The following is a 23,573-nucleotide window of genomic DNA, read 5'->3' on the forward strand; positions in this document are numbered from 1 at the left end:
AACATAAAGGAGGGGTCGGCCTTGCCGTCAGAGCAGGAAGCGACCGTCCACGGCGGTCCCACCGCATCCACGTCCCCCGCGCCCGAACCGGGCGGCCCGGTCCCACCGGCCGACACGGCGGGCCCGGGCGACGCGCGGCCGTCGGAGCCCGTCGCCGCCCACGCGGAGCCCGTCGCCGCCCATGCCGCCGAGAGCGTCTTCCGTGCCCCCTACGCCGCCCTGACCTGGGGCATCGTCCTGTCCGTCGGGCTCGTGGCCTTCGAGTCGATGGGCGTGGCCACCGTCCTGCCCGACATCGCGGAGCGGCTCGGCGGCCTGCACGCCTACGGCTGGGGCCTGTCGGCGCTGATGCTCGCCAACCTCATCGGCACCGTCGCCGCGGGCCGCGACGCCGACCGGCACGGCCCGGCGCGGCCGCTCGCCGTCGGGCTCGTCGTGTTCGCCGCCGGCTGCGCGCTCGCCGGGGCCGCGCCGAACTGGCCCGTCTTCCTCACCGGGCGCTTCCTCCAGGGGCTCGGCGTCGGCGCGGTGATGGCCCTCGCGTACGCGGCCATCTCGCTTGCCTACCCCCAGCGGCTGCGGGCGCGAATGTTCGCCCTGGTCGCGGGCGGCTGGACGGTGCCGTCCCTCGTCGGCCCGACGCTCGCCGCCGTGATCTCCGACCACATCTCCTGGCGCGGCGTCTTCGTCCTGCTGCTGCCCCTGATCGCCGTCGCCGCCCTGCTCGCGCTGCCGCAGCTGCGCCGCCTGGACCGGCCCGAGGGCGCCGCGAGCACCCCGGCCGACGCCCCGGCGACCCGCTGGTGGGCCACGCCGATCGCGCGCAGCGTGCTGCTCGCGGCGGGCACCGGCGTCCTGCTCGCCGGGCTCCAGCTGCGCCAACTCGCCCTGCTGGTCCCGCTGGTCGTGGCCGGTGGCGTCGCCGGGGTGCTCGCCCTGCGCACGGTCACGCCGCCCGGCACCCTCGCGGTGCGGCGCGGCGTGCCGACGGGCGTCGTGCTGCGCTTCCTGCTGTGCGGGGCGTACTTCGGCAGCGAGGCCTTCCTGCCGCTCGGCCTGGTCCGGCTGCGGGACCTGAGCGCGTCCGAGGCGGGGCTCGGCCTGTCGGCGGGCGCGATCACCTGGGTGCTCGGTGCCGCCTGGCAGGGGCGGGCCGACGGCCGCTGGAGCGGGCGTTCGCGCGCCGTGCCGATCGCGGCCGGGTTCGCGGTGCTGCTCGTGGGCATCGTGGTGATGGCGCTCGGCGTCCTCGTCGACGCGGTGCCCGCCCTGGTCGCCGTGGCGGGCTGGGCGATCGGCGGCGCGGGCATGGGCGTGGCGTTCAACGCGGCCACCACCGACGCCATGGAGCAGGCGCCCGCCGACCGGCAGGGCGAGGCCAGCGGCGCGATGCAGCTCGCCCAGACCCTGGCGGTCGCGGTGCTCAGCGGCCTCGGCGGTGCCGCCGTCTCGCTGGCGTCGGCGTACGGCTCGACGGTGACGGTCGCCCTGACCGCCACCTTCACGCTCACCGGCGCGCTCGCGGCGGCCGGGATCCTGGCGGCCCACCGCATCCGGCCCGCGGCGTCCTGAACGACGCCGGTCCGCGGGCCGGGATTCGCCGATGGGAAATGGCGCACCCGGCCCGCGGGAATCGCGCGCCGATCCGTGAGAATGGCGTACCGATCCGCTGCGCGAGGTGGCGGGGCGCGCCGTTCCGCGCCCGCCCCGGCGCTCGGCGGCGCGGGTCTTCAGCCGCCCGCAGTGGGCGAACGGACAGGCGGGCGAGAGGAGTTGGGCATGAGCACAAATGCTGGCGAGCGCACGAAGAGGAGACACGAGGGGACCGCCCTTGGCACCCCTGCCGTCGCGGCGGCCGTCCTCACGGGTGTCGTCGCGCTCTACATCGCGCTCGTCGCGTTCGGGAACATCACCGACTTCGACAGCAACCAGCAGTTCGTCCGGCACGTCCTGGCGATGGACACGACGTTCAAGGACGACGACCTGATGTGGCGGGCCGTGGAGTCCCGCGCCCTCCAGGACGCCGCGTACGTCGCGATCATCGTCTGGGAGACGCTGGCCGCCCTCACGCTCATCGCGGGCACGGCCCTGTGGATCGCCGGGCTGCGCGGTCGGGATGACGACTTCACCCGGGCGCGGCGGGTGAGCACCGCGGGACTGCTGATGCTGGTGCTGCTGTTCGGCGGCGGCTTCATCGGCATCGGCGGCGAGTGGTTCGCGATGTGGCAGTCCGAGGACTGGAACGGCCTCGACGCCGCGACGCGCGTGGTCACGCTGTGCGGCATCGCGCTGCTCGTGGTGCACCTGCCCTTCGTGGGACGGCGATCGAGCGGTCCGGACGGCGCGGACCCCGCGCGGAGCGGGGATGTGGACGCCTGAGGCCCGCGCGCCGGATCCCACTCCGGCGTGATCACGTGCCGCAGGTGTGCGGTAGCCGACAGTTCCGATTGTCGGACCCATCGCCTAGGCTGAGTGCATGCCCTTAACCCCTCAACCCCATGGTTCCGTGCGGTCTTCTACCGAGTTGAACGAGCGGATACGAGGCCTGTGGCTGCGCGCCGGCGGCCGACTCTCCGCCGAGCAGCGCCGGGAGTACGAGCAGCTGGTGACCGAGTGGGCCGAGGCGGTGCGCGCGGAGGTCGTCCAGGCCGCCTAGGCAACACTCCCCCTCCCCCGGACGCTATGGCGCCCCACCCCCGGGGACACTGTCCCCGGGGGTTCTTCCCGGGAGTTCCCCCCTCCCGCGGGCAGGTCACGAGGAGTTCCTCGATCCACGTCCTCCCTCTTGGCTCCGCACGCGCGGTGCCCAACACTGAGGCGATGACGCAGCGCGTGGAACTCGCCGCCCTCATCGACCGCTTGGCCATCGACACCCTCATCACCGACTACGCCGGTTCCGTCGACGACGGCGACTGGGACGCGTACCGACAGCTGTTCACACCTGAAGGGCGCGCCGACTACCGGTCGGCGGGCGGCATCGAGGGCTCCGCGACGGAGGTCTCCGCATGGCTCGCGGAGACGATGCGCACGGTCGCGATGCGCCAGCACTTCATCGTCAACCGCAGACTCCGCTTCGGCGTCCGCGAGCAGGACGTCGGCGACACCGCGCGCGTACGGGCCGACTATCTGAACCCCATGCGGTTCGCCGGGGAGCCGGACGCCGAGTCCGCCACCGCGCCCGACTTCACCTGCGGCGGCCGCTACGAATTCACCGCGCTGCGGACGCCCGGCGGCTGGCGGCTGCGTCAGGTGGTCGTACGGGAGAAGTGGCGCGAGACCCGGGCCGCGGGGCAGACGTGGGACCAGGCCGTCATCGGGCGGCGGACGCCCCCGCTCACCGAGCCTGGCTGACCGGGGCCGGGGCCCGGCGGCCCGCGGCGGATCCGCGCGCGCCCGGGCGGAAGCGGTCACCCCTGCGGGGCGCTCCGTGACCCGGGCGGCTCCGCCCCCTGTCCTAGATCGTCACCGGCGCGCACACTGGGAGCACGACCGGGCGTCGGGCCGAGTCGGGGGCAAGGAGGCGCGCTGCATGGACGTACTCAGCGGCAAGCGGCCACGCCGGTGGGCCCCGCGACGGGCCCGGCCCCGAGAGGCCCGCCCCTCGTGGCGCCACCGCCTGGACGCCGCCCTCGCCTCGCGGTGGCAGCGCGGCACCCTTGCCGCCCTGAGCGGCGCCCTGCCCGCCCTGGCCTTCCCCGAGCCGTCCTGGTGGTGGTTCGCGTACGTCGCGCTCGTGCCGTGGATCCTGCTGATCCGCTCGGCGGAATCGGGGCGGCGGGCCGCGCTCGACGGCTGGCTCGGCGGACTCGGCTTCATGGTGGCCGTGCACCACTGGCTGCTGCCGAGCCTGCATGTGTTCACGCTCGTCATCGCCGCGCTCCTCGGGCTCCTGTGGGCGCCCTGGGGCTGGCTCGCGCACCGCTTCCTCGGCGGCGCGCCGTCCCGGGGGCGGGCCGGGGCCGCGCTGCTCGTGCTGCCGTCCGGCTGGCTCTGCGTCGAACTGGTGCGGTCCTGGGAGGGCCTCGGCGGCCCGTGGGGGCTGCTCGGTTCCAGCCAGTGGCAGGTGGAGCCCGCCCTGCGGCTCGCCTCGGTGGGCGGCGTGTGGCTGGTCAGCGCGCTCGTCGTGGCCGTGAACACGGGGGTCGCGGTGCTCCTCGCCTGGCGGTCGGCGCGGGCTCCCGCCGTCGCCGGACTCGTCGCCGTGGCCGCGGCGACCACCACGGCGTGGACCTGGTCGCCGCGCCCCGAGGCCGCGGGCAGCGTCCGCGTCGCCGTCGTCCAGCCCGGCGTCCTGGACGGGGCGGACGGCCCCGAGCGGCGGTTCGACCGCGAGGAGGCGCTGACCCGCGCCCTCGCGGGCCGCGGCCTGGACCTCGTCGTGTGGGGCGAGAGCAGCGTCGGGCACGACCTGGCGGACCGGCCCGACCTGGCCCGCAGGATCGCGGCGCTCTCGCGTCGGGTGGGCGCCGAGATCCTGGTGAACGTGGACGCCCGCCGCTCGGACAGGACCGGCATCTTCAAGAGCTCCGTGCTGGTGGGCCCGGACGGGCCGACGGGCGACCGCTACGACAAGATGCGCCTCGTCCCGTTCGGCGAGTACGTCCCGGCGCGCTCGCTGCTCGGCTGGGCCACGTCGGTGGGCAAGGCCGCCGGTGAGGACCGCAGGCGCGGCGAGCGGCCCGTCGTGATGGACCTGGCGGGCGGCCTGCGCGTGGGGCCCCTGGTGTGCTTCGAGTCGGCGTTCCCCGACATGAGCCGCCACCTCACCCGCGAGGGCGCGCGGCTGCTGCTCGCGCAGTCCGCCACGTCCTCGTTCCAGCACAGCTGGGCCCCCGAGCAGCACGCCTCGCTCGCCGCCCTGCGGGCCGCCGAGACCGGCCGCCCCATGGTGCACGCGACGCTCACCGGCGTCTCGGCGGTCTACGGCCCGAGCGGCGAGCGCGTCGGCGAGCCGCTCGGCACCTCGGCGTCGAGCACGGCGGAGTACGACGTCCCGCTGGCCACGGGCACCACGCCGTACGTGCGGTTCGGTGACTGGCCGGTGTACGGCGCGCTCGCGGTCCTCGCGGCGCTCGCGGCCGCCGAGGCGGCGCGGGCGCTCAGGCGGCCTGCTCGCACACCGCTCGTACCACCCGCTCGCACAGCTCATGGGTCGCCAGCGCGTCCCGGGCGCTGAGCAGCTTGCCCGCGCGCACGGCGTCGAGGAAGGCGAGCGTGACCTGCTCGATGCCGCGCTGGCGGGCCACCGGCACCCAGTCGCCGCGCCGCCGCACGGTGGGCTGGCCCTTGTGGTCCACGACCTCGGCGAGGTTGCGGACCTGCCGCTTGGTGTCCTGCCCGGAGACTTCGAGGATCTCCTCGGTGGAGCCGCTGAGCCGGTTCATCACGCCGATGGCGGTGAAGCCGTCGCCCGCGAGCTGGAGCACGACGTGCTCCAGGAGGCCGTCCGCGACCCGGCCGCGCACGCTCACGTGGTCGACGGCGCCGGGCACGAGGAACCGCAGCGTGTCCACGACGTGGATGAAGTCGTCGAGCACCATCGTGCGCGGGCCCTCGGGCAGCCCCACGCGGTTCTTCTGCATCAGGATCAGTTCGCGCGGGTGCTCGGCGCACTGGGCGTAGCCGGGCGCGTAGCGGCGGTTGAAGCCGACGGTGAGGCTCACGCCGCGTTGCTCGGCGAGCTCCACGAGCCGCTCGGAGTCGGCGAGTTCGTACGCGATGGGCTTGTCCACGTACGTCGCCACGCCCGCCTCCAGGAGGCGCTCCACGATCTCGGGGTGCGCGGCGGTCGGCGCGTGCACGAAGGCCGCGTCGAGGTCCTGGGCGAGCAGCGCGTCCAGGTCGGTGTGGCGCTGTCCTGCGGGGATGTGGTGGGTCTCGCCGATCCGCTCCAGGGTGGCGGGCGTGCGGGTCTGGAGGTGCAGCTCGAGGCCTGGCTGCGTGGTGAGCACCGGCAGGTACGCCTTTTGCGCGATGTCACCGAGTCCGATGCAGCCGACCTTCACCACTGTCTCCCTACCGTCGTGCCGGTTCACGCCCATGCGCCCCCGCGCCCGTCTCCGCAGCATACGGGGGACCCGGCGGCTGCCAGTCGGCGATCGAGGAGAAGCCCCGCAGGATCAGGTTCGGCCCGAGCCGGTGCGCGGCGCGCAGCAGGGTGTCGCGCGCGGCGATGAGCCTGGGGTTGGCGAGGTGGTTGAGGCGGGCCGTGCGGGCGGCCCGCCGGACGACGGCGGTGGTCCGGGGCACGCGGGCGGCGCTGTAGGCGGCCAAGCCCGCGAAGAGGTCGCCGCCGGGCCGCGCGTGGTGGGCGAGCACGACGCCGTCCTCGATGGCCTGGTTGCCCCCCTGGCCGAGGGTGGGCGCCATGGCGTGCGCGGCGTCGCCGACGAGCGCGACGCGGCCGCGGTGGTGGGCGGCGAGCGGGGTGGCGAGGTGCCACACGTCGTTGCGCAGGACGTCCTCGGGGCGGGCGGCGGCGACGATCTCGGGGATCGGGTCGTGCCAGTCGTGGAAGCGCCGCGTCAGCTCGGCCCTCTCGTCGTCGGGCGCGCGGGTGCCCGGGGGCACGAGCGCCGTGGCGTACGCGTAGATCCTGCCGTCCTTCAGCGGCTGGGTCCCCCAGACGCCGCCGCGGCCCCAGGTCTCGTGCGGGGCGAAGGGCCGCTCCGGCGCGGGCACGACGAGCCGCCAGGCGGTGAACCCGGTGTACTCGGGCCCGGGGTGGTCCGGGAACAGCTCCTTGCGCACCCCGGAGTTGATGCCGTCGGCGCCGACGACGAGGTCGGCCTCGATGTCGCCTGCGGAGGTGCTCACGACGGCGGGGCGGCCGGGCCCGCCGCGGTCCACGAGCCGCGCGGCCGTGCCGGTGCGCAGGCTGTCGGCGGGCAGCGCGGCGACCAGCAGGTCGACCAGCGTCGCCCGGTGCAGGAGCACGAGCGCGCCGCCGAACTCCCGCGCCGTGGCGGCAGACGTGGTGCGCACCAGCCAGCGGCCTCCTTGCGCGCGCAGGCCGCCCACGCCCTGCCAGGCGGCGAGCTCGCGCACGGCGTCGCCGAGGCCCAGGACGTCCAGGGCGCGCTGGGCGTTGGGAGCGAGGCCGATGCCCGAGCCGACGGGCTCCAGGGAGGCCGCGCGTTCGAGGACGGTGACGCGCCAGCCGGACCGGTGCAGGGCGATCGCGCTGGTGAGTCCGCCGATGCCGCCGCCCACGACGACGGCGTGGGGCCGGGCGGACCCGCCGGACGCCAAGGACTTGCGGGGCTTGAGGGACTTGCGGGACTTGAGGGGCTTGCCTGTGGGGGCCATGGTCTCTCCTCGGTCGCACACCCACGGCACTACAGCTGTAGTGCCGATGGGATGAAGTTACTACAGCTGTAGTGCGCTGGGTAGGGTGTCCCCATGTCCGCACGCGCCAAGGGCTCCTCGCGCCCCGACCTGATCGCCGACGCCGCGCTGGCCCTGCTCGCCGAGCGCGGGATGCGGGGGCTGACCCACCGGGCCGTCGACGAGGCGGCGGGGCTCCCCCCGGGCTCGACGTCGAACCACGCCCGCACCCGGCTCGCGCTCCTCGAAGCGGCGGTGCGGCGCCAGGCGCAGCGCGAGGCGGCCGTGCTCACCCCCGACGAGCTGCCGGACCCGGCGGGCGGCCGCGCGGGCCTGGTCGACGGCCTCGCCCGGACCCTGCACCGCTTCCTGTCCGGCGCCGAGCACCGGGCCCTGCTCGTGTCCCGCTACGAGCTGGCCCTGGAGGCGACGCGACGCCCCGAGCTGCGGGCGTACTACGACGCCACGGGCGCCCGGTTCCGCGAGCCGCTGCACGCGTTCGTCCGCGCGGCGGGCTCCACGGACCCGGACCGGCACACCCTGTCCCTGGTCGCGTGGTGCGACGGCCTGATGTTCTCCTGCGTGGCGGGTTCGTACAGCGCGAAGACCCCGACCCTGGCGGAACTGCGCGCGGGCTTCGGGGAGTTGCTGAGCGGGATGCTGGACGGATAGCGAGGGGGGCACGGCCTGCCGGGCGGCGCACTCCGGCGGGGCGCGCCCCGCCGGGAGGGCCGTACCCTCCCCCGTGCGGGCGCATCGGCCCGCCTTCACGGCCCGCGCCGCCGGGCGTCCAGCAGAGTGCTCGGGATGCGGCGTACGACGACCACCATGGCCCTGCTCGTCTCCGTGACCGTCTCGGCCGTCTCCGGCTGCGTCGGCGTGAGCGTCGACCGGGCGGCCGCCGACCGGGGGAAGGCGCCCTCGGGCCCGGCGGTGCGTCCGCCCCGCACCGGGGACCGGCCGCCTGCGCGCGCCACCCAGCCCCCGGCCCGCGAGCGGCTGCAGCGCGCCGCGCCGCCGTCCGCGCCGCCGAGGCGGGTGCTTCGCCCGGCCTCCCCCGCCGCCCCGGCCCCGGCGCCGCCGCCCCGCGCGGTCGCACCCGACGAGCCACCGGCCCCCGCGCGCGCCCGCCCCGAGCAGCCGCGCCCCAGCGCGCCCCGGCACGGGCCCCGGCCCCGCGAGACGCCGCACGGTCCGCCGCCCCGCCCTCGCGGCGAGCCGGGGGTCTGCGCCCTCGCGCGGCGGCACGCCCACTGGGACCCGGACAGCCCTCAGGCAGTCATCTGCCGGGAGGTGTACGGGAGTTGAGGTGCACCGCCCGGCCGCACCGCGCGAGGCCGGGTCACTCCTCGACGGCGCCCTCGCCCACCTGCGCCTCAAGGCGGTGCAGGGCCGCGCGGATGCCGTCCCCATAGCTGTCGTCGCCCAGCGCGCCGACCGCTCCGCGCGCGAGGCGCAGCTGGCTGCGGGCCGCCTCGGGGCGGGCGAGCTTCACATAGTCCGCCGCCAGGTTCAGATGCAGCGAGGGGTAGAACCCGCGGACCGCGAGCGAGTGGTGGTGGGCGCCGACCCGCTCGTCGGTCAGCTCGTCCGCCGCCGACAACGCCCTGAGGTCCCAGGCCAGTTCGTCGGCCGGGTCGTCCTGGGTGTCCGCCATGTAGTGCGCGAGGGTGCAGCGGTGCAGCGCGTCGCCGTCCTCGCCGATCTCCGCCCAGAGCGCGAGGAAGCGGGTCCTCGCCTCCTCGCGGTCACCGGCGTGCTGGAGCATGACCGCCTGTCCGATCCGGGTCATCACGACGTCCTCGCCGTCCGCCGTCCGTTCCTGCCGCTCCACCACCGCGCCGCCCTCCGCGTCCGCCGTCCGTCCTCGGTCGTCCCACGGCTCCGACGCTAGCCGCCGCCACTGACAATCCCCGTCAGGCGCGGTGCGACGCGGGTGGCCCGCGCCCGCCCGCTGCGCCAGGCCGGTGACGGACACCGACCCGGCCCGGTGGGCGGGCCTCGAGGTCAGCCCGCGCTCGGGATCCGCCAGTCGATCGGGGCGTGGCCCTGGGCCGCCACCGCCTCGTTGATCTGCGTGAAGGGCTGCGAGCCGAAGAACTTCCTGGCGGACAGCGGGGAGGGGTGCGCTCCCTTGACCACGACGTGCCGCTCCTGGTCGATCAGGGGCAGCTTCTTCTGCGCGTAGTTCCCCCACAGGACGAAGACGACCGGCTCCGCGCGGTCGGAAACGGCCCGGATCACCGCGTCCGTGAACTTCTCCCAGCCCCGGCCCTTGTGCGAGTTCGCCTCACCGGCGCGCACCGTCAGGACCGCGTTGAGCAGCAGGACGCCCTGGCGGGCCCACGGCATCAGATAGCCGTTGTCCGGGATCGGCAGGCCGAGCTCCGCCTGCATCTCCTTGTAGATGTTCCGCAGCGACGGCGGGGTGCGCACGCCGGGGCGGACCGAGAAGCACAGGCCGTGGCCCTGGCCCTCGCCGTGGTACGGGTCCTGGCCGAGGACCAGGACCTTCACGTCGTCGTACGGCGTCGCGTCCAGGGCGGCGAAGACCTCCTCGCGCGGCGGGAACACCGGCCCCTTCGCCCGCTCCTCCTCGACGAACGCGGTGAGCTCCTTGAAGTAGGGCTTCTGGAGCTCCTCGCCGAGGACTCCGCGCCAGGACGCGGGCAGCATGGCGATGTCGGTCACGTCAACAACCTCCGGTGTGCGGTCTGTTCTTCGGCTCAGAACCTACCGCCGACCACTGACAACCGGTCCCGGCCGCCCGCCGCCAGGGCCGCTACCAGCTGGTCTTCCGGCTCAGCTCCCACATCATCATGATCGCCGACGGGTCGAGGGCGCGTTCGCCGCCCGCGATCTCCTCGCTGGCCATGATGTACTGCTTGCCCTGCCACAGCGGCAGCAGCCGGACGTCGTCGACGAGGACGCGCTGCGCCTCCTCGAACTCTCCGGCGACCTTGCCCCGGTCCGCCTCGCGGCGCGAGCGCGGCAGCAGCCGCTCGGTGATCGTCGGCGACGGGTAGGGCGTGTTGAGGACGTTGCGCTCGCCCACGAAAGGCGCGATGAAGTTCTCCGCGTCCGGGAAGTCCGGGAACCAGCCACGCCCGAAGACCGGGTACCGGCCCTCCTTGTAGCCCGCCTCGAAGGCCTTCCAGGGGCGGCCCTTGATCGTGATCCGGAACAGGCCCGAGCCCTCCAGCTGCCGCTTGAGCTCGGCGAACTCCGCCGCGGTCACCGAGCCGTAGCGGTCGGTGGCGTACCAGAGGGTGAGCGGCACCCGCTCGGTGATACCCGCGGCCGCGAGGACGCGCCTCGCCTTGGCCGCGCTGGGCTCGCCGTACTCGTCGAAGAAGCCCGTGGTGTGGCTGTTCACTCCGCGCGGCACCATCGAGTACAGCGGCTCGACGGTGTCCTTGTACACCTTGTGCGCGAGCGCCGGGCGGTCGAGGACCTGCGCGAACGCCTTGCGCACCGCGGGCTTGCGCGCCCAGGGGTCCTTGGGGTTGAACACCAGGTAGCGGATCTCGGCGCCCGCGCCCTCGACGAGCCGGAGGTGCTCCGCCTTGCCCGCGCCCTGCTGCGCCACGACGTCCTCGGCGGCGATGCCGCGGAAGGTCAGGTCGAGCTCCTTGTCCCGCAGCGCCTTGACCATGGCCGCGGAGTCGTCGAAGTAGCGGATGGTCACGGCGTCGTTCTTGCGGTCGGCCGCGCCCCGGTAGCGGTCGTTCTTGACCAGGACCGCCTTGTCGTCGGCGCGGTAGTCGTCGAGCTCGTAGGGGCCCGAGCCGGTGACTCCGTCGCCCTCGCGGAGCCTGTCCGCCGGGTAGTCGTCGGGGTCGACGAGCGACATGGCGGGCGTGGCGAGCACGAACGGGAAGGTCGCGTCCGGCCTCTTCAGCCGGAAGACCACGGTCCGCTCGCCCTTGGTGGCGACCGAGTCCAGGGCGCCGAGCAGTCCCGCGGGGCCGCCCTTGACGTCGATGCGCCGGATGCGGTCGAAGGTGTGCTTCACGGCCGCGGCGTCCAGCGCGTCACCGTCGGAGAACGTCAGGCCCTCGCGGAGCGTACACGCGTAGACCGTGCTGGAGCCGTCGGTGAACCGGCACGAGCGCGCGGCGTCCCCCTGCGGCTGCGTGGCACCGGAGGGGAAGCTCAGGAGCGTCTGGAACACGTTCCGGTACAGCTCCCAGGAGCCGTCCCAGGACGCCGCGGGGTCGAGCGTGGTCGGCGCGCTCGTCGTCCCCACGGTGATGACGTCCTCCTCGCCGGAGTCGTCGGACGAGAACACCCCGCACCCGGCGAGCAGGGCTATGGACAACGACGCCGCGAACGGACGCAGACATCGCAGCTGACCTCTTGTGAACACGGTGGCGCTCCTCGATCTGCCGTGCCATGGGGCGGCAGACCATACCGCAAGGTCCAGCCGCTCCAACCCGGCTCGCCGAGGGGGTACTTGATGCGTGCGTACGTCGCGTACGAGCGGTTGTTGAGGTTTGTACGATGTGCCGCTGCGCCCCTCTTCGGCCGGTGGGGCGGGGCCGCCCGCACCGGCCGGAGGCGGCAGCGGCCGGTCAGCCCACGCCCGCGTTCAGGAAGATGCCGCCGTCGACCACGAGCGTCTGACCGGTGATCCAGTCGGACTGCTGGGAGGTGAGGAAGGCCGCCGCGCCGCCGACGTCGGACGGCACGCCGAGCCGCCCCAGCGGGTACGCCGACGTCACCTCCTCCTCGCGGCCCTCGTACAGCGCCCGCGCGAACTGGGTCTTGACCACGGCCGGGGCGATCGCGTTGACCCGGACCTTCGGGGCGAACTCGTGCGCCAGCTGGAGCGTCAGATTGACCATGGCGGCCTTGCTCATGCCGTACGCGCCGACGAACGGCGACGCGGCCACACCGGCGATCGAGGCGATGTTCACGATCGCGCCGCCGTGCTCGCCCTGCCAGGCCTTCCACGCCCGCTGCGCGAAGCCGAGCGCCGAGATCACGTTCGTCTCGAAGACCTTGCGGGCCACGTTCAGGTCGAGGTCGGCCATGGGCCCGAACACGGGGTTGGTCCCGGCGTTGTTGACCAGGTAGTCGACGCGCCCGAAGGCCTCCATGGCCCGCTCCACGGCGACCGCCTGGTGCGCCTCGTCGTGGGCCTTGCCCGCGACGCCGATGACGCGGTCGGAGCCGAGCTTGTCGACGGCCTCCTTGAGGGCGTCCTCGTTGCGCCCGGTGATGCACACGCGGTCCCCGCGGGCGACGAGCGCCTCCGCGATGCCGTAGCCGATGCCGCGGCTCGCCCCGGTGACGAGCGCCGCCTTGCCGCTGTCCTGCACTGCCATTCCGTACTGTCCTTTGCGTCGGGCCTTGCGTCGGGGAGGGAGCGCGCTAGTTGAGCGGGCCGCCGGCCACGTACAGGACCTGACCGGAGACGAAGCCCGCCGCGTCGCCGGTGAAGAAGGCGATGGCGTTGGCGACGTCCTCGGGCTCGCCGACGCGCTGCACGGGGATCTGCGTGGCCGCGGCGGCCTGGAAGTCCTCGAAGCCCATCCCGACGCGTTCGGCGGTGGCCTTGGTCATCTCGGTGGCGATGAAGCCGGGCGCGACCGAGTTGGCGGTGACGCCGAACTTGCCGAGCTCCTTGGCGAGGGTCTTGGTGAAGCCCTGCATGCCCGCCTTGGCCGCCGCGTAGTTGACCTGGCCGCGGTTGCCGAGCGCGGAGGAGCTGGAGAGGTTCACGATGCGGCCGAAGCCCGCGTCCACCATGTGCTTCTGACAGGCCTTGGACATCAGGAAGGCGCCCCGCAGATGCACGTTCATGACCGTGTCCCAGTCGTCCGCGCTCATCTTGAACAGGAGGTTGTCGCGCAGCACGCCCGCGTTGTTCACGAGGATCGTCGGGGCGCCGAGCTCCTGGGCGATCCGGGCGACCGCGGCCTCGACCTGCGCCTCGTCGGACACGTCGCAGCCGACGGCGAGGGCCCGGCCGCCCGTCGCCGTGATCTTCTCGACGGTGTCCTTGCAGGCGGCCTCGTCGAGGTCGATCACGGCGACGGCGCGGCCCTCGGCGGCGAGCCGTACGGCGGTGGCGGCGCCGATGCCTCGCGCCGCTCCGGTCACGACCGCGACGCGCTGCTCAGTGGTGGACATGCTGGCTCTCCTCGCCCTTGGGATGCGGCTCCGCGGCACGCCCCCAGGTGAGCGACCGCTTAGTACCTTCAGCAGACGAGACGCTAGAAGCCCTGGCACCCGGTGTCAACGGCACCTCCGGGTTCGGCGCGCGGGGCGATCGGCGCTCAGCGCACCAGGAGCTCGACGAGCCGCTCGACCTCGGCCTCGGGGTCGGCGGTGAGGCCGGTGTGCACGGGCCCCGGCTGGACCACCGTCGAACGCGGCGCGATGAGCCATCGGAAGCGCCGCCCTGCGTCGTCCCGCGCGGCCTGCCCCGCGGCGTCGCCGCCCGCGCAGACGCCCGCGACGGCGCCGAGGGCCGCGCGCACCCCCGCGGCGTCGGCCGCCGGGTCGAGGGCGCGGAGCTTGGCCTCGTCGAGGTGGACGCGGGCGGCCACATAGGACTTGGCGCGGCAGTAGAGCACCACGCCCGCGTTGAACTGCTCGCCGCGCTCGACGCGCGGGACGACCCGCAGGAGGGCGTACTCGTAGACGTCCCGCGCGGGGGACCCGGCCGATTCGGTCGCGTCAGTCACTTGCCGGTGCCTTCCAGGGTGATCCGTTCGTGGACGCTCTCCGCGCGCGGGAGCAGCGCGTCGGCGTACGCCTGCCGCACCGCGTCGGCGCCGTCGAAGCCCGGCTCGCCGTCCAGCCACGCGTCGGGCACGTCGGCGGTCACCTCGGCGAGCAGCTCCTTGGTGACCAGCGGGGCCAGGGCGGCGGCGGCCGCGGCGACGTCGGGGCCGTACGGGGCGAGGGCGTGGTCACTGGCGTCGTACGCCCGGGCGGAAGCGGTCTGGGCCGTGGGCCAGTTGTGGTGCCAGATCATGCTGGCGCCGTGGTCGATGAGCCAGAGCTCGCCGTGCCACACCAGGAGGTTCGGGTTGCGCCAGGAGCGGTCCACGTTGTTGATGAGCGCGTCGAACCACACGACGCGGCCTGCCTCCACGGGGTCGATCACGAAGGCCAGCGGGTCGAAGCCGACAGCGCCCGACAGGTACTCCATGCCGAGGTTCAGCCCGCCGCTGGACTTGAGCAGCTGCTGCACCTCCTGGTCCGGCTCGGCCAGACCCAGCACCGGGTCGAGCCCGACGCCCACGAGGCGCGGCACGCGCAGCCCCAGGCGGCGGGCCAGCTGCCCGCAGATCACCTCCGCGACCAGGGTCTTGCGGCCCTGCCCCGCCCCGCTGAACTTCGTGACGTACGTCCCGTACACCCCGTCCCCGTCGGCGGTCTCGACGAGGCCGGGCAGCGACCCGCCCTCACGCAGGGGCGTGACGTACCGGACGGCGGTGACTTCGGAGAGCATTGCCCCAGGTTACTGGCCTCCCCCGAACCCTCGCGGTGCGCCCCAGGCCCGCCCCTTCCCGATCCGGGGGCTGCCGCCCCCGCGCCCCCGCTCTTTTCGGCGCTCCGCGCCTCGTCCTCAAACGCCGGACGGGCTAGAACTGTCGCCGGTTGCGGCAGAGATATCAGCCCCTCCGGCGTTTGAGGAGCGGGGGTCTGGGGGCGGAGCCCCCAGGGGCGCCCCGCGAGGGTCGGCTGAACCTTGAACAACCCGCCCCGGGCATCCGTATCCCCCCACATGACTGCTTCAAGGGACACCTCTCCCCTGCCCACGGGCCACCACTTCACCCGCCGCACCGTCGTCACCGCCGCAGGCGCCGGGAGCCTGGCCATCGCGCTCATCGGCTGCGGCTCCGGCAGCGACAGCGGGGGCGACGACAAGGGGGCGCCGGAACCGGCGGGCGAGAAGAAGGAGAAGGAGGAGGGGGGCGGCGCGGCCGCCGCCGTGCTCGCCAGGACGGCCGACATCCCCGTGGGCGGCGGGAAGATCTTCAAGGACGAGGGCGTGGTGGTCACGCAGCCGACGAAGGGCCACTTCAAGGCGTTCTCGAACCGCTGTACCCACAAGCAGTGCCCGGTCACCAGCGTCGAGGGCGGCACCATCAACTGCCCCTGCCACGGCAGCAAGTTCGACATCGCCGACGGCGGCGTGCGGCAGAGCCCGGCGACGAGCCCGCTGCCCCCGGCCGAGATCCGCGTGGAGGGGGACGCGATCCGACTGGCCTGAGCCGCTACGCGGGCCGTAGCCGCCGCGGCCGCCGCCACACGGCGAGGACGTCCTCGGTGGAGGTCACGGTGGCGACGAGGGCGAGGGTGTTGCGGACCATCGCGGGGGTGTAGTCGGACGGTACTCCCGCGATGGCGTCCGCGGGCACGACGGCGGTGTAGCCGAGGTTCACGGCGTCGAAGACGGCGTTGGGGATCGCCACGTTGGCCGAGACCCCGGTCACCAGGAGGGTGCGGCAGCCGACGTTGCGCAGCAGGGCGTCGACGTCGGTGCCCGCGAGCGGCGAGAGGCCGTGCAGACGGCGGACGACGAAGTCCTCCTCGGCGACCTCGATCGGCGGCGCGACCCTGACGGCCGTGGTGCCGGACAGCTGCTGCACGGGCAGCTTCGCCGCGGCTTTGAAGAGCCGCGCGTTGCCGCTGGCCCCGCGCCCGTCGGGCCGCCGTTCGGCGACGGCGTGCAGGACCTGGACACCGCCGACGTGCGCGGCGGCCACCAGGCGCGCCACATTCATGAGGGCCCCCGACGCGCGGGCCGCCTCGGCGAGTTCGGGCAGCGCGCTCTGCGGCCCGACGACGCCCTGCTGGCACTCGACCGTGAGCAGGGCGGTGATCGCGGGGTCGAGCAGGCGGCTGAGCTGTTCGTACGTGGGCATGGTCCCCCTCGGCTGAGCCCGTCGCGCGGGGCCCGGCCCGCGCGGTCGCGGGCCGTGGCCGTCCGGCGGCCGCGGTGCGCGGGAGGCTAACCGGCATTGCGCCCCGGCGGAAGACACCGCATGCTCATCTGACGCATTGTCAGCTACGGCCGCCGCAGCGCGGGCACGGCGTCGCACGGGCACGCGACCTCGCGGGCACGCACCCCGCGCGGGCACGACGCCGAACGGCCACGGCCGCGCGGCCGTGGACCACCGCACGCACGGCCCCCGACGAGGAGATGACGCATGGCCCTCACACAGCGCCGCGGCCGCAGGATCATGATGACGCCGGGCGAGCTGGACGCCTTCCTGGCCGCGGAGCGGACCTGCCGCGTCGCGACGGTGTCCGCCGACGGCTCCCCGCACGCGAGCCCGCTGTGGTTCGTGTGGGACGGCACGTCCCTGTGGCTGTACTCGCTCACGCGCAGCAGGCGCTGGGCCGATCTCGCGCGCGACCCGCGGATCGCCGTCGTCGTCGACGCGGGCGAGGCGTACGGCGAGCTGCGCGGCGCCGAGCTGACCGGCACCGTCGAGCGCGTCGGGGAGACACCGCGCACCGGCGAGCCCTGCCCCGAACTCGACGCGGTGGAGGCGCTGTTCGCCCGCAAGAACTTCGGCCTCGACGCGATGGTGCACGACGGGCGGCACGCGTGGCTGCGGCTCACTCCGGACGCGGTGACGTCCTGGGACTTCCGGAAGCTGGCGCCGCCCGTGCGGTAGCCCGCCCCGACGCCACGGCCGGGCGGGCCGGGGCCGGGCGGGCCGGGGCCACGGCCTGATGGACCGCGGGAGGGCCGCACCGCCACCCGCCGCGGCCGGGCCGCCGCCCTCAGCCGAGCCCCGCGCCCGCCACCCGCAGCGCCTCCACCGCCGCGCGAATCGACGGGCGGCGGTCGGCGTCCGCGCGCCACACCACGTACACATGCCGCCGCACCCGGTGACGGACCGGCACGGTCCGCACGCCCGCGGGCATCGGGTCGCGGCCGAGGCGCGGCACCACGCACACGCCGAGCCCGGCGGCGACCAGGGCGAGCTGGGTGTGGTGCTCCTCGGCGCGGTGGGCGATGCGCGGCTCGAAGCCCTGGCCGCGCAGGGTGAACATCAGCCACTCGTGGCAGAACTCGCCCTCCGTCCACGTGATCCACTCGTCCTCGGCGAAGTCCTCCAGGTCGACCTCCGGGCGGTCGGCCAGCGGGTGCGCCACGGGCATCGCCACATCGGCGGGGTCGTCGAGAAGCGGGGCCTTGAGCAGGCCTTCGGGCAGCGGCAGCGGCTTGTTGTACCAGTCGAGGACCACCGCCACGTCCAGGTCGCCGCGCACCACCTTCTGGACGCCCGCCTGGGGCTCCAGCTCCTCGGCCGTCACGCGCAGGCCCGGGTGGTGGGCCCGCAGCGAGGCGAGCGTGGTGGGCAGCAGCCCGCGCATCGCCGTCGGGAACGCGGCGATCCCCAGCTCACCGACCGCCTTGCCGCGCTGCCGCTCCAGATCGGACTGGGCCAGCTCCACCTGGGACAGGATGCGCGCGGCGTGGTCGGCGAGCAACCGCCCGGCGTCCGTGAGGCGCACGCCTCTGCCGTTCTTCGCCAGCAGCTGCTGGCCCACCTCGCGCTCCAGCTTGGTCATCTGCTGCGAGACGGCGGACGTCGTGACGTGCAGCCCGGCGGCGGCACCGCTCACCGATCCGTGCCGCGCGAGCGCGTCGAGGGTCCGCAGGCGCTCCAGATTCAACATGGCCGCTCCAGGGTCGACATATAAGAGATGCTACGCGATACCGGTGACAAAAACTCACTTGTGCTAAGCCGTCCGCTGATCCATCGTGACGACCATGAGCACCTCCGCCGCCCCGGCCCCGACCTCCGCGCCCCCACCGGCGCCCGCCCCCGCACCCGCCTCCCCGCGCGCGGACGGCCGACGCAAGCTGGACTGGCGGCTGCGCTTCGCGTTCCTCTCCCTGGTCTGGGGCTTCAGCTTCCTGTTCATCAAGGTCGGCACGGAGGGGTACGCGCCGTTCCAGGTCACCTTCGGGCGGCTGCTGTTCGGCACGCTGGTGGTCGCGGTCTTCCTGGTCGTGAAGCGCGAGCGGCTCCCCCGCGCCCCGCGCACCTGGGCGCATCTGACGGTGGCGGCGCTCCTGCTCAACGCGGCGCCGTTCTCCCTGTTCGCGTACTCGGAGCTGACGATCCCCTCGACGCTCGCGGGGATCTGCAACGCGACGTCGCCGCTGTGGGGCATGGCCCTGTCCCTCGTCGCGCTCTCCGAGGACCGCCCCACGCGCCGCCGGGTCGCGGGCCTCGGCCTCGGCTTCCTCGGCGTGCTCACGGTGCTCGGCGCCTGGCAGGGCTTCAGCGGCCTGGACGCCCGGGGCACGGGCATGGCCCTGCTGGCCTCCCTGTGCTACCCGATCGGCTGGATCTACGTCCGCCGCACCCTGGCGGGCTCCGGCCACTCGAACCTCGCCCTCACCGGCGCCCAGCTCCTCGTCGCCACGGTCGAACTGGCCGTCGTGACCCCGCTGTTCACGTCACTGCCCCGGCACTTCCCCGTGGTGCCGCTGCTCGCGGTCGTGGTCCTCGGCGCGGTCGGCACGGGCCTTGCCTTCCTGGTGCAGTACGACATCGTCGCCGAGGTCGGCCCGACGACGGCCCAGATGGTCACGTACTTCACTCCGGTGATCGCGACGGCGGCGGGCGTCGCCGTGCTCGGCGAGTCCCTGTCCTGGACGACCCCGATAGGCGCCGTCATCGTCCTGGCAGGAGCCGCACTCACCCAGTCCAAGCCGCGCGGACAGGGGTGACCGCCCCTCGAAAAGGGCAAGCGGCACCGCCGTGCGGCAGGCGCCGCCGTCAGCCGTAGCGGCGCTCCGCCACCGGCCCCACGGCCGCCGTCAGGGCCTCGGCCACGGCCTCGATGTCGTCCCCGCCGAGCGCGGAGACGGTGATCCGCACCCCTGGGGCCGCGCTCAGGCGAAAGCGCGCTCCCGGGGCGACGGCCCACCCCGCGTGCAGCATGCGGGCCACCACCCCCGTCTCGTCGGGGACCGGCACCCACACGTTCATGCCGCTGCGTCCGTACGCCGTGACGCCGCGCTCCGCGAGGGCCGCGATCAGCGCGTCGCGCCTGCGTCCGTACGCCGCCGCCACCTCCCGAGCGTCCACGGCGCCGCCCTCCCAGAGGTGGACCACGGCCCGCTGGAGCACCTTGCTGACCCAGCCGGGCCCGAGCCGCAGCCGACCCTGCACCCGGTCGACCGTCTCGACGTCACCGGCGAGCACGGCCAGCCGCAGATCGGGTCCGTACGCCTTGGCCGTGGAGCGGACGAACGCCCAGGCGTGGGTCACACCGGTCAGCGTGTGCAGCGGCAGGTCGACGATGCCGTGGCCGTGGTCGTCCTCGATGACCAGCGTCTCCTTGTGCGCGGCGAGGACCTCGCGCAGGGCACGCGCGCGTGCGGCACCGACGGCCGCGCCGGTCGGGTTCTGGGCGCGCGCGGTGACGACGAGCGCGCGGGCCCCCGCCCGCAGCGCCCGCTCGACGTCGTCGGGCAACGGCCCCTGGTCGTCGACGCCGACCGGCACCGGGCGCAGGCCGAGCGCGGGCACGAGGTCGAGGACGCTGCCCCACCCGGGGTCCTCCACGGCCACCGCGTCGCCGACCTTCAGCCGGGCGACGAGCACCCGCTCGATCGCGTCGAGGGCTCCGGAGGTGACGGCCAACGGCCCCTGGGGCACGCCGTCCCGGTCGAGCGTCCCGCGCGCGCAGCGGCCGAACTCGGGGGCGACGGCTGACTCCCCGTACAGGTCAGGGTGGTGGTCCGCGTGCGCCGCCGCCGTCGCGAAGGCCTCGGCGAGCGGCGGCAGGAGCGCGGTGTCCGGATTGCCGCTGGCGACGTCCCGCACCCCGGGCGGCACGACGAGGCGGCTGTACTCGCGCGCGGTGGTCGCGGGCTTGCTGCGCACCCGGCTGCCGCGCCGCCCGGCGGTCTCGATGACGCCGCGCTCGCGCAGCGTGCGGTAGGCCGCCGCCACCGTATTGGGATTCACCCCCAGCTGGCGCGCCAACTCCCGCATCGGGGGCAGCGATTGCCCCGGCTCGAGGTCACCGCGCCCCACGGCGCGCTCGACACTGGCGGCGATCTCGGCTGCGCCCCGCCCGGCGATCGGATACTCTCCTAGCACAAAGCACAGTATGCACTAGTGCAATAGATGAGGCAACGCGGCGACACGCACGGCACGCGGACGCCGAGCACGACGCGCACCCGAGGGAGAAGCCATGGAGACGACGACGCACCCGGCCGCACCGGACAGCACCCCCTATGCGGCGACCGACCGCACGGTGCCCACGCGGGCCCGCGAGCGCGCGGCGTACGACCGCGCGTCGGTGCACGCGATACTCGACGAGACGTACGTGTGCCACCTCGGCTTCGTCCGCGACGGCGCCCCGGTCGTCCTGCCGACGCTGTACGGACGGGTCGGCGAGCGGCTCTACGTGCACGGTTCGACGGGGTCGCGCCCGCTGCGGATGGCCGGTGCGGCGCAGCCGGACGAGCAGGCGGACCCGGGCCTTCCGGTGTGTCTGACGGTGACGCACGTGGACGGACTCGTGCTGGCCCGCTCGGCCTTCCACCACTCGATCAACTACCGCTCCGTGGTGGTGCACGGCATCGCGCGCCAGGTCACGGACCCGGAGGAGAAGCGGACCGCGCTCGACGCACTCGTCGACCACGTGGTCCCGGGGCGCGCCGCCGACTCACGGCCCGCGAACGCCAAGGAGCTGGCCGCGACCGCCGTGCTCCGCCTCGACCTCGACGAGGTGTCCGCGAAGGTGCGCACCGGCGGTCCGAACGACGACCCCGAGGACATGGACCTGCCGTACTGGGCGGGCGTCGTGCCGCTGCGCAAGGGCTACGACCCGATCATCGCCGCCGCCGACCTGGCGCCCGGCATCGAGGTCCCGGACTATCTGATCGAGCCCTGACCCGCGCGGCGGGCGGGACGGTGCGCCCCGCCCGCCGGACGGGCCCTAGGCCGTCGCCTCCGCGCGGCGCGCGCGGGCCGCGGCGCGCGCCTCCGCGGCGGCGAGGCCCGTGACGGCCGCGAGCATCAGGAGGGTGCCCGCGACAGTGGCGGCGTTCAGCTCCTCACCGAGCAGGACGACGGCGATGACCGCCGCGCTCACCGGCTCCAGGAGCATGATCACGGAGACGGTGGCGGAACGGACGACGGCCGCCCCGGCGAAGTACAGCGCGTACGCGAGGGCCGTCGGCACGGCGGCGATGTACAGCAGACAGCCGAGCACGCGGGTGGCGTCGGCGGCGTGCGGCCACAGCCCCTCGGCCACGGCGAACGGCAGCAAGGTCAGCGACACCACCGCGAACGACCACACCGTGGTGCTGGACGCGTCGCTCTCGCCGGTCCGCCCCCACCACCGGGTCAGGAGCGTCATGACGGCGTACCCGGCGGCGGACGCCAGGGCGAAGACGACGCCCCAGGGGCGCACGGCCGACTCGCCGCCGCCCACGAACAGGACGCCGAGCCCGGCGAGCGCCCCGCCCACCGCGCACAGGCCGCCGGTGCCGAGGCGCTCCCCCATGGTCAGGCGGGCGCCGAGCGCGATGAACACGGGCCCGGCCCCGAGCGTGACGACCGTGCCGACCGCGAGCCCGGTGGCCTCCACGGCGGCGAAGTACGCGGTCTGGAACACGGTCAGGGCCAGGCCGATCGCGGTGACGCGCAGGGCCCTGCGGCTCAGCGGCGTCCGCACGGCCTCGCGCGCGCCGCCGCGCGGCCGCACCAGACGCGCGGCGAGCAGCAGCAGGAACCCTCCGGCGCAGCGCCAGAAGGACAGGGTGACGGGCCCCATGGCACCGGCCGAGAAGACCAGCGAGGCGGCGGCACCGGCGGTGCCCCAGGCGGCTCCGGCGATGCTCAGATAGACGAGGCCGCGCCCCACGGAAAGCCGGGGCAGGGCGTTGGGGGCGACGGGGGTCGCGTCCGTGGACGCGGGGGACGTGCTGGACACGCTCGACACGTGGAATCTCCGCAGCAGTTCAGGAGGGAGACCGCGTCACGGCCGGTCGTGGCGACGAGGAGTGCCCGTAGGCACCGGCTCGACAGGGGCCGCCCGGAAGACAGAAGAGGGCGGCGCCCGCACGGGCCGCGAGGACGCAGGTCAGGGACTGTCGTCTGCGGGCAGCACCGTTCGGCCCGGCCGACGGCCGGGCGTGATCCGCGAGGGGCCCGCGCTCAGGCGGCCGGAGGCGGAAGAACGAGTGCTCGTGCGTGCATGATCGGCACCCTATGCGCCGGTCCCGTTCGGGGACAACTGCTGTTCGGATCGCGGGACGGCGCCCGCGGCCGCGCCGGACGACGGCTTCCGCGGCGCCGACGACTGGGCGATGAACGCGCCCACGAGGACGAGGGCGCCCCCGGCGAGCTGCGGCGCCGAGAGCCGCTCCCCCAGCAGGACCCAGGCGAGCACGGTGGCGACGACCGCTTCGAGACAGGCCACGACCCCCGCGACCGGCGGCGAGAGGCGGCGCACCGAGAGGACTCCGGTGACGTACGCGACGACCGTGGCGAGCAGCACGATCCAGCCGATGAGCACCCAGGCGGGCACCCGCGCGCCGTCCATGTCGACGGCGCGGGCGAGCACGCCCCAGTCCATGCCCCAGGGGCGCGCGACCACCGTGAGCACCACCGCGCCGACGAGCAGGCCGTACGCGATGACGCCGAGCGGGTCCGGGGCGTCGTCGCCCGCGTCGCCGCCCTGGTCGGAGAGGACGAAGTAGCCGACCTGGCAGCAGGCGGCGGCGAGCGCGAGCAGCAGTCCGAGCGCGTCGAAGCCCAGCCCCGCCCAGATCTCGACGACGCAGGCGAGCCCGCCGACGGCGAGCACCACGCCGAGCGCCGCCGCCCGCGTCACGGGCCTGCGCTGCACGAACCGCACCCAGCCGAGGACGAGCGCGGGCGCGAGGTACTCCACGAGCAGGGCCACACCGACCGGGATGCGCGAGATCGAGGCGAAGTAGCAGGCCTGCACACCGGCGACGGCGAGCAGTCCGAACCCGGCGAGCAGCACGGGCCTGCGGCGCACGAGCGCCCGGTGCCGCCAGGCCAGGGGCAGCATCACGAGCGCGGCGCCCGCGACCCGCAGCCACACCACGTGCAGTGCGTCGAGCCCCGCCTCGATCAGCGGTTTCGCCGCCACTCCCGAGCCGCCGAAGGCGACCGCCGACACCAGGGCGAGGCCGAGGCCGAGCCCTCTGCCGCCGTCCGCCGCCGCGCCCCGAAGCTTCTCCTGAGTCCCCCGCACCGGCACAT

The 23,573-nt window shown here is 74.7% G+C and carries 25 protein-coding genes; 11 read left to right on the forward strand and 14 right to left on the reverse strand.

The features are described 5' to 3' along the window. The first annotated feature begins 21 nt into the window (after positions 1 to 21). From ACIG3E_RS38355 to lnt, 5 genes are all read left to right on the forward strand, one after another. Positions 22 to 1,572, forward strand: coding sequence for an MFS transporter (locus ACIG3E_RS38355; RefSeq protein WP_399625302.1), 1,551 nt, complete (start codon positions 22 to 24; stop codon positions 1,570 to 1,572). A gap of 207 nt (positions 1,573 to 1,779) precedes the next feature. Next, on the forward strand, positions 1,780 to 2,379 hold the full coding sequence (locus ACIG3E_RS38360) for a DUF2165 domain-containing protein (protein ID WP_399625305.1): 600 nt from the start codon (positions 1,780 to 1,782) through the stop codon (positions 2,377 to 2,379). 127 nt (positions 2,380 to 2,506) lie between these two features. Next, complete coding sequence (locus tag ACIG3E_RS38365; protein ID WP_374120593.1) at positions 2,507 to 2,656, forward strand: hypothetical protein; 150 nt, start codon at positions 2,507 to 2,509, stop codon at positions 2,654 to 2,656. A gap of 164 nt (positions 2,657 to 2,820) precedes the next feature. Continuing rightward, on the forward strand, positions 2,821 to 3,351 hold the full coding sequence (locus ACIG3E_RS38370) for a nuclear transport factor 2 family protein (protein WP_399625308.1): 531 nt from the start codon (positions 2,821 to 2,823) through the stop codon (positions 3,349 to 3,351). 178 nt (positions 3,352 to 3,529) lie between these two features. Then, positions 3,530 to 5,176 (forward strand): apolipoprotein N-acyltransferase, encoded by a 1,647-nt coding sequence (gene lnt, locus ACIG3E_RS38375; protein ID WP_399625310.1) that lies wholly within the window; start codon positions 3,530 to 3,532, stop codon positions 5,174 to 5,176. On the opposite strand, the gene ACIG3E_RS38380 is transcribed toward lnt, so the two are convergent. After that, positions 5,100 to 6,005 (reverse strand): Gfo/Idh/MocA family protein, encoded by a 906-nt coding sequence (locus tag ACIG3E_RS38380; protein WP_399625313.1) that lies wholly within the window; start codon positions 6,003 to 6,005, stop codon positions 5,100 to 5,102. The genes lnt and ACIG3E_RS38380 overlap by 77 nt on opposite strands. Before the next feature lie 10 nt (positions 6,006 to 6,015). Then, positions 6,016 to 7,308: an FAD-dependent monooxygenase gene (locus ACIG3E_RS38385; protein ID WP_399625315.1), complete on the reverse strand. Its 1,293-nt coding sequence runs from the start codon at positions 7,306 to 7,308 to the stop codon at positions 6,016 to 6,018. Positions 7,309 to 7,401: 93 nt separating this feature from the next. On the opposite strand from ACIG3E_RS38385, the gene ACIG3E_RS38390 reads away from it, so the two are divergent. Both ACIG3E_RS38390 and ACIG3E_RS38395 read left to right on the forward strand, forming a co-directional pair. Beyond that, on the forward strand, positions 7,402 to 7,998 hold the full coding sequence (locus tag ACIG3E_RS38390) for a TetR/AcrR family transcriptional regulator (RefSeq protein WP_399625317.1): 597 nt from the start codon (positions 7,402 to 7,404) through the stop codon (positions 7,996 to 7,998). Positions 7,999 to 8,133: 135 nt separating this feature from the next. After that, positions 8,134 to 8,634 carry a hypothetical protein gene (locus tag ACIG3E_RS38395; RefSeq protein ID WP_399625319.1) on the forward strand — a complete coding sequence of 167 codons (501 nt, stop codon included), beginning with the start codon at positions 8,134 to 8,136 and terminating at the stop codon, positions 8,632 to 8,634. 34 nt (positions 8,635 to 8,668) lie between these two features. On the opposite strand, the gene ACIG3E_RS38400 is transcribed toward ACIG3E_RS38395, so the two are convergent. The 7 genes from ACIG3E_RS38400 to ACIG3E_RS38430 form a co-directional block, all read right to left on the reverse strand. Continuing rightward, complete coding sequence (locus ACIG3E_RS38400; protein WP_399625321.1) at positions 8,669 to 9,163, reverse strand: hypothetical protein; 495 nt, start codon at positions 9,161 to 9,163, stop codon at positions 8,669 to 8,671. Between the two features lie 170 nt (positions 9,164 to 9,333). Then, entirely contained in the window at positions 9,334 to 10,002 is a 669-nt protein-coding gene (gene ung / locus ACIG3E_RS38405; RefSeq protein ID WP_399625403.1) for a uracil-DNA glycosylase, read from the reverse strand. Between the two features lie 106 nt (positions 10,003 to 10,108). Further along, complete coding sequence (locus tag ACIG3E_RS38410; protein ID WP_399625324.1) at positions 10,109 to 11,695, reverse strand: ABC transporter substrate-binding protein; 1,587 nt, start codon at positions 11,693 to 11,695, stop codon at positions 10,109 to 10,111. 205 nt (positions 11,696 to 11,900) lie between these two features. Then, positions 11,901 to 12,656 carry an SDR family oxidoreductase gene (locus ACIG3E_RS38415; RefSeq protein ID WP_399625327.1) on the reverse strand — a complete coding sequence of 252 codons (756 nt, stop codon included), beginning with the start codon at positions 12,654 to 12,656 and terminating at the stop codon, positions 11,901 to 11,903. Positions 12,657 to 12,702: 46 nt separating this feature from the next. Further along, the gene (gene fabG, locus ACIG3E_RS38420; RefSeq protein WP_399625329.1) at positions 12,703 to 13,464 is read right to left on the reverse strand and encodes a 3-oxoacyl-ACP reductase FabG; all 762 of its coding nucleotides are present in this window, start codon (positions 13,462 to 13,464) and stop codon (positions 12,703 to 12,705) included. A gap of 146 nt (positions 13,465 to 13,610) precedes the next feature. After that, positions 13,611 to 14,021: a DUF3037 domain-containing protein gene (locus ACIG3E_RS38425; RefSeq protein WP_399625331.1), complete on the reverse strand. Its 411-nt coding sequence runs from the start codon at positions 14,019 to 14,021 to the stop codon at positions 13,611 to 13,613. Then, positions 14,018 to 14,794, reverse strand: a complete 777-nt coding sequence (locus ACIG3E_RS38430; RefSeq protein WP_399625333.1) for a HipA family kinase — start codon at positions 14,792 to 14,794, stop codon at positions 14,018 to 14,020. The genes ACIG3E_RS38425 and ACIG3E_RS38430 overlap by 4 nt, the downstream gene beginning before the upstream one ends. A 276-nt stretch (positions 14,795 to 15,070) precedes the next feature. Here ACIG3E_RS38430 and ACIG3E_RS38435 point away from each other — a divergent pair, with 276 nt between their 5' ends. Further along, entirely contained in the window at positions 15,071 to 15,559 is a 489-nt protein-coding gene (locus tag ACIG3E_RS38435) for a Rieske (2Fe-2S) protein (protein ID WP_399625334.1), read from the forward strand. 4 nt (positions 15,560 to 15,563) lie between these two features. On the opposite strand, the gene ACIG3E_RS38440 is transcribed toward ACIG3E_RS38435, so the two are convergent. Then, entirely contained in the window at positions 15,564 to 16,214 is a 651-nt protein-coding gene (locus tag ACIG3E_RS38440; protein WP_399625337.1) for a cysteine hydrolase, read from the reverse strand. Positions 16,215 to 16,499: 285 nt separating this feature from the next. On the opposite strand from ACIG3E_RS38440, the gene ACIG3E_RS38445 reads away from it, so the two are divergent. Then, on the forward strand, positions 16,500 to 16,973 hold the full coding sequence (locus ACIG3E_RS38445; protein WP_399625339.1) for a pyridoxamine 5'-phosphate oxidase family protein: 474 nt from the start codon (positions 16,500 to 16,502) through the stop codon (positions 16,971 to 16,973). Between the two features lie 109 nt (positions 16,974 to 17,082). On the opposite strand, the gene ACIG3E_RS38450 is transcribed toward ACIG3E_RS38445, so the two are convergent. Continuing rightward, positions 17,083 to 17,985 (reverse strand): LysR family transcriptional regulator, encoded by a 903-nt coding sequence (locus ACIG3E_RS38450; protein WP_399625342.1) that lies wholly within the window; start codon positions 17,983 to 17,985, stop codon positions 17,083 to 17,085. Between the two features lie 94 nt (positions 17,986 to 18,079). Here ACIG3E_RS38450 and ACIG3E_RS38455 point away from each other — a divergent pair, with 94 nt between their 5' ends. Continuing rightward, a complete protein-coding gene (locus tag ACIG3E_RS38455) occupies positions 18,080 to 19,048 on the forward strand; it encodes a DMT family transporter (RefSeq protein WP_399625344.1) in 969 nt (322 codons plus the stop codon). Between the two features lie 49 nt (positions 19,049 to 19,097). Here the strand turns inward: ACIG3E_RS38455 and ACIG3E_RS38460 are convergent, their stop codons facing one another. Next, positions 19,098 to 20,429 carry an aminotransferase class I/II-fold pyridoxal phosphate-dependent enzyme gene (locus ACIG3E_RS38460; RefSeq protein WP_399625346.1) on the reverse strand — a complete coding sequence of 444 codons (1,332 nt, stop codon included), beginning with the start codon at positions 20,427 to 20,429 and terminating at the stop codon, positions 19,098 to 19,100. A gap of 94 nt (positions 20,430 to 20,523) precedes the next feature. On the opposite strand from ACIG3E_RS38460, the gene ACIG3E_RS38465 reads away from it, so the two are divergent. Further along, complete coding sequence (locus ACIG3E_RS38465; protein WP_399625348.1) at positions 20,524 to 21,228, forward strand: pyridoxamine 5'-phosphate oxidase family protein; 705 nt, start codon at positions 20,524 to 20,526, stop codon at positions 21,226 to 21,228. 45 nt (positions 21,229 to 21,273) lie between these two features. On the opposite strand, the gene ACIG3E_RS38470 is transcribed toward ACIG3E_RS38465, so the two are convergent. Both ACIG3E_RS38470 and ACIG3E_RS38475 read right to left on the reverse strand, forming a co-directional pair. Beyond that, positions 21,274 to 22,272, reverse strand: a complete 999-nt coding sequence (locus tag ACIG3E_RS38470; protein ID WP_399625350.1) for a DMT family transporter — start codon at positions 22,270 to 22,272, stop codon at positions 21,274 to 21,276. 276 nt (positions 22,273 to 22,548) lie between these two features. Then, the gene (locus ACIG3E_RS38475; RefSeq protein ID WP_399625352.1) at positions 22,549 to 23,565 is read right to left on the reverse strand and encodes an EamA family transporter; all 1,017 of its coding nucleotides are present in this window, start codon (positions 23,563 to 23,565) and stop codon (positions 22,549 to 22,551) included. Positions 23,566 to 23,573 lie beyond the last annotated feature (8 nt).

The organism is Streptomyces sp. NPDC053474 (assembly GCF_044544845.1).
Taxonomy (GTDB): domain Bacteria; phylum Actinomycetota; class Actinomycetes; order Streptomycetales; family Streptomycetaceae; genus Streptomyces.